General features: G+C 32.7%; 9 protein-coding genes, 3 tRNA genes and 1 pseudogene. 6 read left to right on the top strand and 7 right to left on the bottom strand.

What is annotated here, in order from left to right:
- Window positions 1–201: 201 nt before the first annotated feature.
- A complete protein-coding gene (locus SRT_RS10260) occupies window positions 202–972 on the bottom strand; it encodes a ParB/RepB/Spo0J family partition protein (RefSeq protein ID WP_161940058.1) in 771 nt (256 codons plus the stop codon).
- Window positions 973–1,040: 68 nt separating this feature from the next.
- The gene (locus tag SRT_RS10255; RefSeq protein ID WP_128833990.1) at window positions 1,041–2,216 is read right to left on the bottom strand and encodes a S1C family serine protease; all 1,176 of its coding nucleotides are present in this window, start codon (window positions 2,214–2,216) and stop codon (window positions 1,041–1,043) included.
- Window positions 2,217–2,453: 237 nt separating this feature from the next.
- Here SRT_RS10255 and rlmH point away from each other — a divergent pair, with 237 nt between their 5' ends.
- Window positions 2,454–2,933, top strand: a complete 480-nt coding sequence (rlmH, locus tag SRT_RS10250) for a 23S rRNA (pseudouridine(1915)-N(3))-methyltransferase RlmH (protein WP_128834079.1) — start codon at window positions 2,454–2,456, stop codon at window positions 2,931–2,933.
- 342 nt (window positions 2,934–3,275) lie between these two features.
- Window positions 3,276–3,938, top strand: a complete 663-nt coding sequence (locus tag SRT_RS10245; RefSeq protein ID WP_128833989.1) for a YoaK family protein — start codon at window positions 3,276–3,278, stop codon at window positions 3,936–3,938.
- Between the two features lie 20 nt (window positions 3,939–3,958).
- Here the strand turns inward: SRT_RS10245 and SRT_RS10240 are convergent.
- Together SRT_RS10240 and SRT_RS10235 are read right to left on the bottom strand one after the other, a co-directional pair.
- Window positions 3,959–4,032, bottom strand: a tRNA-Arg gene (locus SRT_RS10240).
- Between the two features lie 136 nt (window positions 4,033–4,168).
- Window positions 4,169–5,122 carry a DDE-type integrase/transposase/recombinase gene (locus SRT_RS10235; protein WP_128832720.1) on the bottom strand — a complete coding sequence of 318 codons (954 nt, stop codon included), beginning with the start codon at window positions 5,120–5,122 and terminating at the stop codon, window positions 4,169–4,171.
- 178 nt (window positions 5,123–5,300) lie between these two features.
- Here SRT_RS10235 and SRT_RS10230 point away from each other — a divergent pair.
- Both SRT_RS10230 and SRT_RS10225 read left to right on the top strand, forming a co-directional pair.
- Window positions 5,301–5,372, top strand: a tRNA-Glu gene (locus tag SRT_RS10230).
- A 5-nt stretch (window positions 5,373–5,377) separates the two neighbouring features.
- Window positions 5,378–5,451: transfer RNA gene (locus SRT_RS10225), tRNA-Asn, on the top strand.
- A gap of 211 nt (window positions 5,452–5,662) precedes the next feature.
- On the opposite strand, the gene SRT_RS10220 is transcribed toward SRT_RS10225, so the two are convergent.
- Both SRT_RS10220 and SRT_RS10215 read right to left on the bottom strand, forming a co-directional pair.
- Window positions 5,663–8,242: a YfhO family protein gene (locus SRT_RS10220; protein WP_128833988.1), complete on the bottom strand. Its 2,580-nt coding sequence runs from the start codon at window positions 8,240–8,242 to the stop codon at window positions 5,663–5,665.
- A gap of 40 nt (window positions 8,243–8,282) precedes the next feature.
- Window positions 8,283–9,902: an ATP-binding cassette domain-containing protein gene (locus SRT_RS10215; RefSeq protein WP_128833987.1), complete on the bottom strand. Its 1,620-nt coding sequence runs from the start codon at window positions 9,900–9,902 to the stop codon at window positions 8,283–8,285.
- Between the two features lie 382 nt (window positions 9,903–10,284).
- Here SRT_RS10215 and trpS point away from each other — a divergent pair.
- Window positions 10,285–11,306 (top strand): annotated as a pseudogene (trpS, locus tag SRT_RS10210) (tryptophan--tRNA ligase).
- Window positions 11,307–11,469: 163 nt separating this feature from the next.
- Entirely contained in the window at window positions 11,470–12,951 is a 1,482-nt protein-coding gene (gene guaB / locus SRT_RS10205) for an IMP dehydrogenase (RefSeq protein WP_128833986.1), read from the top strand.
- Window positions 12,952–13,112: 161 nt separating this feature from the next.
- Here the strand turns inward: guaB and recF are convergent, their stop codons facing one another.
- Complete coding sequence (gene recF / locus SRT_RS10200; RefSeq protein ID WP_128833985.1) at window positions 13,113–14,204, bottom strand: DNA replication/repair protein RecF; 1,092 nt, start codon at window positions 14,202–14,204, stop codon at window positions 13,113–13,115.
- Window positions 14,205–14,206: the final 2 nt, after the last annotated feature.

Genomic DNA, 14,206 nt, shown 5'->3' with positions numbered 1-14,206 from the left:
AGTGTACTCCTATCAAGATTGTAATAAGAAAATTTTACCATAAATTGTGAAAGTTTTCCACAGGTAAAAAAGAATAAGTCCACAATGTGGATATCAGTTTTCCACAAGTTGTGGAAAAGATGATGAATTCTGTTAATTAAAAGATTCTATAGCATCTTTTCTTGTGGAAAAGCAGTTAAGAATAAAAACAAAATGAACAAGCTAGTTTAACTTGTTCATTAATCTGTTAAAGTCTTCTTCGGACGAAAAAGAAATTTTAAGTTGTCCTTGATGTCTTTTATTGTAATGAATAACAACAGGTAAGCCTAATGATTGACTTAACTCTTTTTCTTTTTCAACTAGAAAAATATCTTTTAAAGGTTTCTTTTTCTTCTTAGTTTGATTTTTAAGTGCCTTTTCAATTTGACGTACACTTAAATGTTCATCTAGAATCTTTTGAAACCATTTATCTTGTAAATCTTGCTTTTCTATACTTAAAAGAAGTCGTGCGTGTCCTTGAGAAATTAATCCCTTTTCAAGAGCTTGGCTGATGTGTAGAGGAAGATTTAATAATCTGACACTGTTAGTAATATATGGTCTTGATTTTCCAATTACTTTAGCAATATCATCATGAGTCATATGATTTCTATTAATGAGATTTTGGTAAGCTTTGGCTTCTTCAATGGGATTAAGATCAGAACGTTGTAAATTTTCGATAATAGCTTGTTTCATACTGTCATCATCAGAAATTTTTTTGATAATAACAGGAATCTTACTTAATCCAACTAATTTTGCTGCTTTTAAACGCCTTTCCCCTGCAACTAAATCGTAGCCAAAAATATCAGATCTTCGAACGATAATGGGTTGAATTAAGCCATTTTCTTTAATAGATTGTGCTAGTTCTTCTAGTTCTTCTGTCTTAAACTGCAGTCTAGGTTGATAGGGATTTGGATTAATATCTTTAGTATTAAGATGTTTTAATTGTTCAGTCATTATTTACTCCAATCTAAGAAAAAATACCTTTACAATATTGTAAAGGTATTTTATTATATTTGTCAATTTTAGTTATTCAAATCTTGACTTGTTTTAGTTAATTGGATCTCAACTGTTTGTTTATCTTTTTCGCGATAGAAAGTGAGTTTAATTTTATCTCCTTTTTTGTGTTTGTAAAGAATACTTTGAAGATCGCTGATAGAAGCTACTTTCTTTCCATCAATTTCTGTAATGACGTCATATTTCTTCAGCTTCCCATCTGCTGGCATACCACTTTGTGTTGAAAGAACGACAATACCACTTGTGACATCACTTGGTATTTTTAAAGTATCTCTTCCACTTGTTGAAGCTTCACTAAGATTAGCCATTGAAATACCAAGAGCGGGTCTAACAACTTCACCATTTTCTTCTAATTGATTAATAATAGAGACAACATCGTTTGAAGGAATTGCAAAGCCCATTCCTTCAACAGCAACGCCACTATTTGAGTTATTACTTGATGCAATTTTACTTGAATTGATACCAATAACTTGTCCCTTGATATTGATTAAAGCGCCACCAGAATTACCAGGGTTAATAGCTGCGTCTGTTTGAATAGCATTAGTTGAAATTGTTTCGCCATTTTCATTTTGTGAAGTTACTGTACGACTGAGACTTGAAACAATTCCTTCTGTTACAGAATTAGCATAATCACTGCCTAAAGGGCTACCAATAGCGATTGCTGGTTCTCCAACTTTTATTTTATCTGAATTAGCAAATTCAGCAACTGTCGTAACATACTTAGAAGAAATTTTAATAACAGCCAGATCAGAATAAGTATCAGAACCTACTAATTTACCCACAACTTTTTTACCATTAGCCATCATGATTTCTAATTTTTCTGCATCTTTAACGACATGATTATTTGTGACTAAATAAGCACTATCACCATCTTTTTTGTAGATAACGCCAGAACCTTCACCGTAGACCCCTAGACCATCCTCTGATTTATTTTTTTCTTGAGAACCGCTGTCATAATTGTAATAACTATTATCTGTTTTTTGATAATTGATGACAGATACAACTGTATTTTTGACATTTTTGACAGCTTTGGTAGTGTTGGATTTGGTATCATAAATGACATTACTAACAGTTGTTTTTCCATTGTTAGAAAACGATTTGTTACCAGTTATCCAATTAAAGGTAAGTGTTGATATAACTCCTAAAATAAAAGTTAAAAAATAACTAAAAAAGGTATAAACCATTTTAAAAAAGGATGAGATTTCGTATTGTTCACTTTAAAGCCTCCAAAATTTATAATGACTAGTCTAAATAATTTGACTTAATTATACCTTAAAATAATTAAAAAAGAAAGAATCCACAAGTTGTGGAAAACTTTCAGAAAATGTTGATTGCTATTTACAAAAAAGTACTTTTTAGAAAAATTTATGGTTTAAAAAACTGTGGAAAAGTATATTAAAAAAGATGTTATAATAAATTATATGAAGGTCAAATTAATCACAGTTGGTAAATTAAAGGAAAAATATCTGAAAGATGGAATTGCTGAATATTGTAAACGTCTAAAGCGTTTTACTAAATTCGAACTGGAAGAATTACCGGATGAGAAAATTCCAAATAATGCTAGTCAAGCTCAAAATACTCATATTCTTGAAAAAGAGGGTCAGCGAATTCTTAATAAGATTTCTAATCGTGAGTTTGTTATTGTTTTAGCAATAGAAGGGAAACAGTTTTCTTCTGAGAAATTTAGCCAACTTTTATCTGCTACAATGTTGAAAGGATATTCTGATTTGACCTTTGTTATTGGAGGGAGTTTAGGGTTATCACAGGAAGTTAAAAAAAGAGCTTCTATATTAATGAGTTTTGGCTTATTAACTCTTCCTCATCAGTTAATGCGTCTTGTTTTGGTAGAACAAATTTATCGAGCCTTTATGATTCAAGAGGGAAGTCCTTACCATAAATAAAGGAAAAAAGATCATTCTGAATATATCAAACTTTTTAAACAGCATTAGTATTATGGTTTAGAAAAGTTTGTAAAAGCCGATATTAATTGTGAATTACCCTAAAGTAAAAAAATCATGTTAAAATGATTTTTAAGAAGCTGATTTTTGATTACGCCGTTTAGTAATTGACTAACAATAGGTTATAAAAGAGCTATTGATTGGTCTTTACTATGATATTCTAAATTGATGATTGGATTCGACATTGATTAAGTACTAAGACTCATAAATATGAGATAAATCGTTTATTGCTTGTGAAACTAATAATACCTTATAAAAAGTTTCACGTGAAACAAAGGGGAAATTATGACAAAAGATTATCAAAATTTTGAAGGTTTAAGAGTAGCTATGCTTCTAACTTTTATGAGTGGTTTTATTGATGCTTATACATTTATTACACAAGGCGGACGCTTTGCTAGCATGCAAACCGGAAATCTTCTGTATATGATGATGAAATTTGCAGATGGTCATTTTAAAGAAGCTTTTAGTTTTTTATTTCCGATTATTTTCTTTATTTTAGGACAATTTTTTTACTATTTTCTTAGAAAGTGGATTACACCTAAAAATTTAAGGTGGCATAAATCAAGTACTTATGTATTATTTATTTTATTATCTGTTATAGCTATTTTTAGTCCGATTCTACCCTCTATTTTTACGATTGCGGGATTAGCCTTTTTCGCTTCTATTCAACTGGCAACCTTCAAAAGAGTTAGAGGTTATCCTTATACTAATACTATGATGACTGGAAATATAAAAAATGCTGCTTATCTTTTTCTTAAGGGCAGTGTAGAAAAAAATGAGCAGATTAGAAAACAGGCTTTTTATATTTTTATGGCTATTATTATGTTTATGATAGGTGTTTTATTATCGACTGTTACGTGCCATTATTTAATCAAAAGTAGTTTATATTTTTTACTTTTGCCTATGTTAGCCTTAATTTATTTTTTAAATAAAGAAGAAGCCTTTTAGATGAGATTAAAAGACTTTTTTGATCCCAGCAGGATTCGAACCTGCGACCGTTCGCTTAGAAGGCGAATGCTCTATCCAGCTGAGCTATGAGACCTCGTAACTCTATTATTCTAACAAAATTCATAGATGACTGTCAATCCTATTTTAAAGAACCTTGAGTTACTTTTTGAACATTTGTCAATGATGTGAGACCAAAAAAGATAAAACCTGACTAGCTTTTTGCTAGCCTATCAGGAGCTAGCTCCTGATAGGACTTTTCGCATGTCGATAGGAGATTTCCAGCCCAGAGTCTGCATGGGTAGTCTGTTTGAAGTGTAGAGGTAGCGTTTCATCTGTTTGATGAGGTCGTCATAAGAATAAAATTGTAAGTGCTGGTAGAATCGTCTATTGTCGTTTCTGTGGCTTCGTTCAACCTTACCGTTGTGTCTGGGAGTTCTAGGTCGGATGAGTTTGTGTTCAATGCTTAGTTCACGACAGAGAATATCCAGAGGGTGAACGTGTTTATTTTCCTTGAAATGGGTAAACTCGAAGCCATTGTCCGTTTGTATGATTTTCGGCTTGTAGCCAAAGTGTCGGATGGCCATTTTGACAAATTGGATGGTGGAATGAGAAGATTGTTCCTTGAAAGGGAAGATGAAGCGTTCTCGACTGGCCTCGTCAATGATGGTGTATTGGTAGAATTTATCAGGCATTGCCCCAGTATAGCAGTCTTTTGGCACGTATTTGACAGCCATCTGCCACTTGATACCGAGTTTTGTTGGTGTATCGTAAGGCTTTGGAATATAGGGTTTGGTCTTTGCTTTAGCAGGTTTGAAGAAGTCTAGTTTTCTCAAGATCCGAAAGAGTGAGCAGGGATGCCTGTCATAGCCCTTATTTAATTTGAGCTTGTAGAAGATTTCAATGAGAGTGGCATGGGGGTTTCTTCGAATACAGTTTTTTATCCAGGCTATTTCTTGTTCTGTATGAGCCTTGGGATGGGGTGTCAGAGGTCTGTGAGATTTGTCTTGAAGAGAGGCTTTGGTTCCGTCAAATCGTTTGTTCCACCTCATAAGGGAAGCTTTAGAGACCTTATAGCGTCGGCAGATGAAAGCAACAGAAGCGCCACCACGATAGGTTTTGACAGCATGGTAGCGAGTATCAAGGGTGTGTGGCAAATAACGAAGGGGTTGTGGTATACTAGTCATGAGAAGATTCCTTTTTGATGAGTGGGTGGTACTCTTATCATATCAAGGTTTCTTCTTTTTTGGGAGCTAGGTCTCACATCATTGACAAATGTTCATTTTTAGTTATAATTTTTTGAAAAAAAGCTAGACAAATAAAAGATATTTGTTATAATAATAAGAGTGTTGATGAAACATTTATGGTCCGTTGGTCAAGGGGTTAAGACACCGCCTTTTCACGGCGGTAACACGGGTTCGAATCCCGTACGGACTATATATTCCGGCATAGCTCAGTTGGTAGTAGCGCATGACTGTTAATCATGATGTCGTAGGTTCGAGTCCTACTGCCGGAGTGATAAGACACTAATCTCGTAATAATATGGGATTTTAGATTGAAGAAAAGATCCATTGGATTTTTTCTTCAATCTTTTTCTTTTCAAGATAAAAAAACTCCTAGAAACACTGATATATCAATACTTCTAAGACTTTTATTGTTTCCTCTTTTTGTAAAATTGACTGTTTTATAAAGTATGAGAGGTCTTATTTATGTTCTGATCAATTATTTTAAATTAAATTTTTAAAAGTTTTATTGTAAGAAAATTGGTAAAATACAAAGAGAAGGATACCTAGACAGGTAAGAAGAATTCCTTGATATAGCCCTTGAGGTACAAAAGTCATTATAATCTTCCCACTACCTTTAGAAACATCAATTTTCATTAGTCCATTTTGTGCTTTAGATATTTTAATTGCTTTTCCGTTTTGTTTAGCAGACCAACCTTTATCATATGGTAAAGTGTAAATCAAAGATGTTCTCTTTTTGGCAATATAGGTAGTAAAAATTTTGTTTTTCTTAGTTGTAGTTTTAACAGTTTGACTTTTTAATTGTTTTATACTTTTTTTATAGGCATTTAAATCGAGAGCATAAATATGTGGTAAATCATAACTAACCGTTTTATTTTTTGGAAAACTAAGCTTAAATATTAATGTTTGAGTTTTTTTATAATTTCCTAAATTAAAAAGATGATAACTTTCATCCATGATATAAGAACTTGTCTGCTTGTTAGTTGTTATAAAGACATTTTCGTCTTTATTATTAACTGTCAAGTTAGGAAGGCTGATATAAAGTTGACTATTTGCAGGACACTTTACAGTATAGTAAACTTTTGCTTTATTTCCTTTTGAATCATTAATAGTAACACGATTGTCTAAAACTTGCATTCCGACACTTGAAATAATAGGGATTTCTTTAAAAAGTGTAAGATTTAGATCTGTCAATTCATTAACAAATTTTTGTTGATTATCAAGGGGATAAGAATCAAAATTGACATCTTTGTAAATCTTATTTGACATAAGAGCTAAAGGAAGAGAGTAAGAATTTTTGTAAAATTGTAATTTATTATTTTTCTGTTTTAAATGGAATCCAAATTTATGAGGATTTTGATTACTAATATTGTATTTAATTGAAAAAAGACTATCCATCAAAATAGTATTATTAGGATAACTAATGGTAGAATGATTTCCTTGTGAATAGTAGCCTAGAGAATTCAATAATTGTGCCGATAAGTTATTTTTGACAGATGAGAATTGAGAAATGCTATTATAATTAAATTTCATACCATCATTGTAAGTTTGGGGAATTTGTTTTTCTGTTCGAAAGAATTCTAAGTTATCTTTTTTAGTTTTCTTAACATAGTTGTCAATTTCCTTTACACTATCTTCATAAACATCTTTTGAAGGGAAATTCCAGTCAGTTTGGATGCCTTCAATTTGATAAAAAGTATTTAAAGCTATTTCAAAACTTGTAAAGATAAGTGTAAAGGAAATAATAACTTTATAAGAAATTAATCGATTAAAAAAGATAAAAAGAATAATAAAATAACTAACTAAAAAGATAGTTGTTAATATAAAGTTAACATGTGTCAGATAATCATAATAATCTTTGAATAAAAAAGTTGCTAAAAATCCTACTCCCAAGAAAGTAAAGGCTGGATAAAAATTTTTCAATTTTATATCCCTTATTCGAGTTAACGTTTCAGCTGACATTATGACAATAATTAGGGAGAAAACCCAAGAATAACGATGCAAAAACATATTGGGTGAATGCATCCCTTGCCAAAATAAATCAAGTGGTTGAAAGTTAAAACTTGCAATAATAATAGTCAATAAAAGAAAATAAGCTACTTTAACCTGCCATTTTATAGATTTAACAAAGAAAAAGATAATAGCAAAGACTAAAGGAAGTAATCCAGCATAAATCGTTGGAATAGAGCCATATTTTGTCGTATCGTAACTGCCAAGAAGATTTTTAACAAAAAAATCGAAATACCAGATGTCTGATGATAAGCAATCAAAATGGTTTGCTATTTTTTCACCATGACTCTTTAAATCAAGAAATGTTGGAAGCAGCATGAAAGCACTTGTCAGCGTCGCAAAAATGGATACGAGCACGAAATCACTTAATCGTTTCAGTCTTTTTCTAATATCCCATGATACTTGTGTAAAGAACCAAAAGGTTAAGAAAATAGCTGCCATGAAACCAAAATAGTAATTTTGAATAAATAAACAAGTAAGAGTTAGAAAATAAAGAAAAATCCCCTTCTTTTCTATTAAATGTTGCAAACCAAGCATAATAAGTGGTAGCAGGATAAAAATATCTAACCAATTGTTTAATTCTAACTGACTGCTAGTAAAGCTCATTAAAGCATAAGATGTTGACAGCATCAAAACGAGTAATTTAGAGATTTTAGCATAAATTTGACCAAGACTGTAAAAAGCAGATAAACCAATTAGACCAAATTTGATTAAAGTGAAGAGATAAAAAGCATCTGCCATATTTTTTACATTAAAAAAGTAAGTAAAAGGTGTTAAAAAACTTCCCAAGTAATAACTTGTCAGAGCAAAAACATTAAAACCAAGACCAGCCTTAAAAGAGTAAAACAGACTGTCTGTTCCATGGAGAATATTACGAAAAAGAATATCAAAAATCACATATTGATGAAAACCATCACTAGCTAAAATAGTTGTGCTACTCCCCCAATAAATATTTTTGGAGAATAGAACAAGAAACATTATAAAACTTGGTAACAGAAAACTAAGACTATAGTGAAGAATACTTTGTTGGTGTTTTTTTATAAAAATTTTCATAGCAATTTTAAAATGTAAAAATAAAAAGCGTTTCCGCTTTTTATTGCCAGAGTTGTGCTACTTTAGCCTGAACTTCTTCATTTTCAAGAAATTCATCATAAGTCTCGTCAATACGATCAATGACACCATTTTTAGAGATAACCAAAATATGATTTGCTAATGTTTGAATAAATTCATGATCATGACTAGCAAAAATAATAGATTCTTTGAAATCTTTAAGTCCATCATTTAAGCTTGAGATAGACTCTAAGTCTAAGTGATTAGTTGGATCGTCGAGTACCAGTACATTGGATTTGAGGAGCATAAGTTTAGCTAACATCACGCGCACTTTTTCGCCACCTGATAGGACACTGACAGACTTGTTAACCTCATCACCAGAAAAAAGCATACGACCCAAGAACCCACGAAGAAAAGTATTATCATCTTCTTCTTTACTTGCAAACTGACGGAGCCATTCAAGAATAGATTCTCCACTCGCAAAATCATTTGTATTGTCTTTAGGAAGATAGGATTGACTTGTTGTAACACCCCATTTAATGGTACCTTCATAGTCAATATCTCCCATAAGTGCACGAATGAGAGCTGTTGACTGAATGTCATTTTGGCCAATAATAGCAGTTTTATCTCCAGAATTTAAAGTAAAACTGATATTGTCAAGAATGGTTTCACCATCAATTTTAACTGAAAGGTTTTCTACTGTTAAAAGATCATTTCCAATTTCACGTTCTGCTTTAAACTTAATAAAGGGATATTTACGGCTTGAGGGTACAATTTCTTCTAATTCAATTTTATCAAGCATTTTTTTACGAGAAGTTGCTTGTTTTGATTTAGAAGCATTGGCTGAAAAACGGGCAACAAATTCTTGTAATTCTTTGATTTTTTCTTCTGCTTTAGCATTACGGTCAGCTTGAAGTTTTGCTGCTAGTTCAGAAGATTCTTTCCAAAAATCATAATTACCCACATAGAGTTTAATTTTTCCAAAATCTAGATCAGCCATATGAGTGCAGACTTTATTGAGAAAATGACGGTCGTGAGAGACTACAATAACAGTATTTTCAAAGTCTATTAAGAAATCCTCTAACCAATTGATAGATTGGATATCTAAACCATTGGTAGGTTCATCTAGTAAAAGAACATCTGGTTTACCAAAAAGTGCTTTAGCAAGTAAAACTTTAACTTTATCACCGTTAGTGAGCTCACTCATGTTTTGATAGTGAAGTTCTTCAGGAATATTCAAATTTTGCAAGAGCTGAGAAGCTTCACTTTCAGCTTCCCAGCCATTTAATTCCGCAAACTGACCTTCAAGTTCAGCGGCGCGAACACCATCCTCATCTGAAAAATCAGGCTTCATATAAATAGCATCTTTTTCTTTCATGATATTATAGAGTTCTTGGTTGCCCATAATAACAACATCAATAGCGCGTTCTTCTTCGTAATCAAAATGATTTTGACGTAAAACAGATAAGCGTTCCTCTGGACCAAGAGAAACATAGCCTGTGGTAGGTTCAATATCACCTGATAGGATTTTTAAGAAAGTTGATTTTCCAGCACCATTAGCACCAATCAACCCATAAGTATTTCCCGCTGTAAATTTAATATTGACATCATCAAAAAGTTTACGATCGCTGAATCGCAGCGAAATATCTGATACAGTTAGCAATTTTCCACCTCATCTTTTAATACTATTTCATTTTACAAGAAAAGCCTTGATTTTTCAAACAGTACTCTCTTATTTCAAAGTTCAGTTAAAAATTATCCACTTAGTTAGGATTAGTCTGTTCTTCAAAAGCTGATTAGAAATGACATGTTTTTGAGGTACTGGTACTGTTGACATTATCGTATTGTTTGACAAAGAGAACAGGAGAACTCTACTTAGTATAGTTGATTGTACTTATGTAATTTTCCACAAAAGATGTAGGTGTTTGTAAGTGGTTGCAAGGTAGTTATATATGCTTATCTCAAACTTATTAATTTTGTTTGTTCTGTTTGATGTTAAGAATTGTGTTATAATGAAGTAATCGTATTTCTAGGAGAGAACAAATATGTCAAAACCTATTATTTTAACAGGAGATCGACCAACAGGAAAATTACATTTGGGACACTATGTTGGTAGTCTTAAAAATCGTGTCCTTTTACAAAATGAAAATAAATATGAAATGTTTGTTTTTTTAGCAGATCAACAAGCTCTCACAGACCATGCCAAAGAATCAGAAATTATTAAAGATTCTATTGCAAATGTTGCCCTTGATTATTTGTCAGTAGGTCTTGACCCTGAAAGGGTCACTATTTTTATCCAAAGTCAAATTCCGGAATTAGCTGAATTGACCATGTATTATATGAATTTAGTATCATTGGCTCGTTTGGAACGCAATCCAACTGTTAAAACTGAAATTGCTCAAAAAGGATTTGGCGAATCTATTCCAACAGGGTTTTTAGTTTATCCTATTTCTCAAGCAGCTGATATTACAGCTTTTAAAGCAAATTATGTACCTGTTGGCAATGATCAAAAACCCATGATTGAACAAACACGTGAAATTGTGCGTAGCTTTAATCATGCTTATAAAACGGATTGTTTAGTAGAACCAGAAGGTATTTATCCTAAAAATGAGGCAGCTGGTCGTTTACCAGGTTTAGATGGTAATGCAAAGATGTCAAAATCACTTGGTAATGGTATTTTCTTTCTGATGACGCTGATACTGTTCGTAAGAAAGTGATGAGCATGTACACAGATCCAAATCATATTCGTGTTGAAGATCCAGGTCAAATTGAAGGAAATATGGTTTTTCACTATCTTGATATTTTTGGACGTAAAGAAGACCAAACGGATATTGCAGCTATGAAAGAACATTATCAAAGTGGTGGACTTGGAGATGTTAAGACCAAACATTATCTTTTAGATATTCTTGAACGAGAATTAGCACCAATACGTAGACGCCGTCTGGAGTATGAAAAAAATATGGATCAAGTTTTAGATATTTTAAAAAAAGGTAGTGAAAAAGCGCGTAAAACAGCTTCAGAAACCTTAAATGAAGTTAAAAAGGCTATGGGAATTAATTATTTTTAGAATAGACCATTTAGGAGAGAACAAAAGACTAATGTTAAATTAACTTCTGTTCTTTTTCTTTTTTGAAATTTTCTAGAATTCATTGACAAATGATTTTAGCGTGTTATTATAGTAACAATAAAAAGGCCAGTAGGCAAAATGTATAGAAAAGAGGATTATTTTAATGTCAAATTGGAACACCAAATTTTTGAAAAAAGGTTATACTTTTGATGATGTATTGCTTATTCCGGCTGAAAGCCATGTTCTTCCAAACGAAGTCAGTATGCAGACAAAATTAGCGAAAAATTTGACATTGAATATTCCAATTATTACTGCAGCTATGGATACTGTTACTGATAGTAAGATGGCTATTGCTATTGCGCGTGCAGGCGGTCTTGGTGTTGTTCATAAAAATATGTCAATCAAAGAACAAGCTGAAGAAGTTCGAAAAGTAAAACGCTCAGAAAATGGTGTTATTATTGATCCTTTCTTTTTGACACCGGAGCATAAGGTGTCTGAAGCCGAAGAATTGATGCAGCGTTATCGTATTAGTGGTGTTCCGGTTGTTGAGACCCTTGATAATCGTAAGTTAATTGGAATTATTACCAACCGTGATATGCGTTTTATTTCTGACTATGAAACCCCTATTTCAGAACATATGACTAGCGAAAAGTTGGTCACAGCTCCTGTGGGAACAGATCTTGAAATAGCTGAACGTATCTTACATGAGCATCGTATTGAAAAATTACCTTTGATTGATGAAAAAGGTCGTTTATCTGGTCTCATTACTATCAAAGATATCGAGAAAGTTATTGAATTTCCAAATGCAGCAAAAGATGAATTTGGTCGTCTTCTGGTTGCTGGTGCGGTTGGTGTTACATCAGATACTTTTGAGCGTGCTGAAGCTCTCTTTGAAGCTGGAGCAGATGCTATCGTTATTGATACCGCTCATGGACATTCTGCAGGTGTACTTCGTAAGATTGCTGAAATTAGAGCCCATTTTCCAGATCGTACCTTGATTGCTGGCAATATTGCGACTGCTGAAGGAGCGCGAGCCCTTTATGAAGCAGGTGTTGATGTCGTTAAGGTGGGGATTGGACCTGGTTCAATTTGTACAACACGTGTGGTTGCTGGTGTTGGTGTTCCTCAAATTACAGCTATTTATGATGCAGCCAGTATTGCGCGTGAATATGGACGAACGATCATCGCTGATGGTGGGATCAAGTATTCAGGTGATATTGTTAAAGCCCTTGCTGCAGGTGGAAATGCTGTGATGCTTGGTTCAATGTTCGCTGGTACTGATGAAGCTCCAGGTGAAACAGAAATTTTTCAAGGTCGTAAATTTAAAACTTATCGTGGTATGGGGTCAATTGCAGCTATGAAGAAAGGCTCAAGCGATCGATACTTCCAAGGGTCTGTTAATGAAGCGAATAAACTCGTTCCAGAAGGTATTGAAGGACGTGTAGCTTATAAAGGAGCTGCAGCTGATATTGTTTTTCAAATGCTTGGTGGCATTCGCTCAGGTATGGGATATGTTGGTGCAGCTAATCTTAAAGAGCTTCATGAAAATGCTCAATTTATTGAAATGTCAGGTGCTGGTTTGATTGAAAGCCACCCTCACGATGTTCAAATAACTAATGAAGCTCCAAATTATTCTGTACAATGATATTTTAAGTAAAAAACTAAAACAAAACTGTTTAGTTTTTTACTGTCAAGAATACATTTACAATATCTTTATTAAGAGATAGCTTATTTAAAAGCATTAGGACATATTTATTGACAACATCTTTTACTATAGAGTAAAGGACGTTGTCAGTAGTTTTACAATTATTCTGATAGTACTTTTCCGTGGTTGATAGTAAATAACTTTAGTTTCTTAGGAAGTTGCTGAAGATGTTCAAGGCTAGTTGTTGTTATAAAGGTTTGAACATTATCTTTGATGCCTTCTAAAAGTTTGATTTGTCTATAATTATCAAGTTCACTCATGACATCATCTAGCAAGAGAATAGGGTAATCCCCAGTGACTGTTTTTATGAGTTCAATCTCAGCCAGCTTTAAAGATAAAATAAGGCTGCGATGTTGTCCTTGACTACCAAAGCTAGCGTTCATTTGATTGATGAAAAAGGCTAAATCATCGCGGTGAGGGCCAACACTGGTGTTCTTTTTGAAAATATCACCCTGCCGATTTTTTTGTAGCAGGTTTAAAAAATTATCACGAATATCTTTTTTATGATCAAATTTAACAGAAGAAAGGTAGGAAATTTTTAAATGTTCCTCTTGATTTGAAATAGAGAAATGATATTTATCAGCTTCTTTAGTTAAATTTTGGATAAAATCAAGGCGATGCTCAATAACCTTACTACCATAATCTACCAATTGTTCATCTAGAACAAAAAGAAAATCATTATCAACCTTCTTCTTTGATTTTAAATAGGTATTTCGTTGTTTAAGAACATGATTGTAATTTGATAAATCAGCTAAGTAAATAGGCTTGATTTGTCCTAAATCAATGTCGATGAACTTTCTTCTAAGACTTGGGGAGCCCTTTATTAGTTGTAGATCTTCTGGAGCAAAGAGAACAACAGTCATTGTTCCAATATAGTCTGAAAGTTTAGGTTGTTTGAGATAATTTATTTTTGTTGTTCGGCCCTTATTAGATAAATTGATTTCTAGAGGAACTTTGCCATTGACACGATTAAGAAGGCCAGATACATTTAATTCTTTTTGACCAAATTGAATAAGTTCTTTGTCAGATCGCGTTCGATGACTGCGGGTTAGAGATAAAAAATAAATAGCCTCTAGGAAATTGGTTTTTCCTTGAGCATTTTGTCCCACAAAAACATTAAGACTTGGGGAAAACTCAGATTCAATAGCTTTATAATTGCGATAATGTTTTAAATTAATTTTTTCTATCCACATAA

The sequence above is a fragment of the Streptococcus troglodytae genome, assembly GCF_002355215.1.
GTDB classification, from domain to species: Bacteria; Bacillota; Bacilli; order Lactobacillales; family Streptococcaceae; genus Streptococcus; species Streptococcus troglodytae.
Note: the sequence above shows the minus strand (reverse complement) of the source record. Positions and strands in the feature narration are given on the sequence as shown.